Source organism: Vibrio sp. 2130-1, assembly GCF_033339515.1.
The window spans coordinates 1-1127 of the sequence record NZ_JAWOUT010000076.1 but is presented as its reverse complement, the minus strand read 5'-3'; the positions used below and the strand labels follow the sequence as shown (position 1 = coordinate 1127).

Genomic DNA, 1127 nt, shown 5'->3' with positions numbered 1-1127 from the left:
AAGGGCTGAATTACGACCGCATTAGCGTCGTGATGGTGCCATCTTCGGAGGTGCGAGTGACGACTCAAAGCAACCAATTTAAAAGTATTTTGTCGGTGCAAGTTACCAAAGAAACGGCGAACCATCTCATCGGGATTTTAGTGTTTATGGTACTGCTATTGATTGGCTCGAATGTCGCGACGTTCACGTGGTGCCGCAGGAGCGCAAAGCGTGGTTAAACCTGAAACACCGATGGCTCAGGTGCTGCATCAGTTCAACTACTGCCCATGTCAGTACCTAGAGCAAAACTGGATCGTGCCAAAACAACCTTGGCTTCTTAATCTGGATGGCTGGCGAGATAACCCAAACTTCAACCTTTGGTGTTTAGAAGAGTGGGCGCTTGCGCCTGTTCCAGAAACGGCTTTTAACAAGCCACACCATAGCTTGGCTCTGCTTCCTCCTGATGCGCTCAGTACGTTAATGCTCACCATTGGCGGGGCGTTGCACAGTTTTGCGATGCGCCAAGTGGTACTTAAAAAGCCCAAGCAGTGTTTGAACAACGTGTTTGGTTTGGATGTCGCCCGTTTTCTTATTCAGCAAGGGCCGATGTTGTTGTCACAATGGCCGAAAGGTTGGCAAAAAGCGCTACCAGACATGATGAAAGAAGACGAAGTTGAACGTCACATGCTCAAACAGGGCTACGCATGGATGAAGTTCATCTTAGCGAGCTCTTCTCACGATATTTTGCTCCGTTGGCAGTTCAAGCTCGATCAATCACTTAGCCAAGTGAAAGAAAACACCTCTTGGCTCGTTGAAGAGCAGCGTGATCTCGCGTACCGACTCACCAAAAAAATCGCAAAACAGGTTATTCCTCAATGGTTTCATTTGTTGAAATAAAAACCGATAACTTGCAGTTAGCGCCAGGTTTAAAGGTGCTCAAAGCCAAGGATTACGTTAGTTATCTCGATTCGCAACATTTGGTTGAAGCGGCGAATTCGAAAGCCGACAGCATCATTGCTAAAGCGCAGCAAGCGTATGAAACCGAAAAGCAGCGCGGCTATCAAGATGGTTTGGAGCAGGCGAAAATAGAAAATGCGCAGGCGATGGTCGCTACTTTGGCTCGCTGCAATGAATATTACCTGCAAGTT

At 47.6% G+C, this 1127-nt stretch carries 1 protein-coding gene and 2 pseudogenes; all 3 read left to right on the top strand.

Going from position 1 to position 1127, the window contains the following annotated elements; all coding sequences use genetic code 11:
* Positions 1–218 (top strand): annotated as a pseudogene (gene vscJ / locus R7Q09_RS24325) (SctJ family type III secretion inner membrane ring lipoprotein Vsc); the annotation flags it as partial.
* Positions 211–876, top strand: coding sequence for a SctK family type III secretion system sorting platform protein VscK (gene vscK / locus R7Q09_RS24320; RefSeq protein ID WP_025532555.1), 666 nt, complete (start codon positions 211–213; stop codon positions 874–876). The pseudogene vscJ and the gene vscK, both read left to right, overlap by 8 nt.
* Positions 855–1127 (top strand): annotated as a pseudogene (vscL, locus tag R7Q09_RS24315) (SctL family type III secretion system stator protein VscL); the annotation flags it as partial. The gene vscK and the pseudogene vscL, both read left to right, overlap by 22 nt.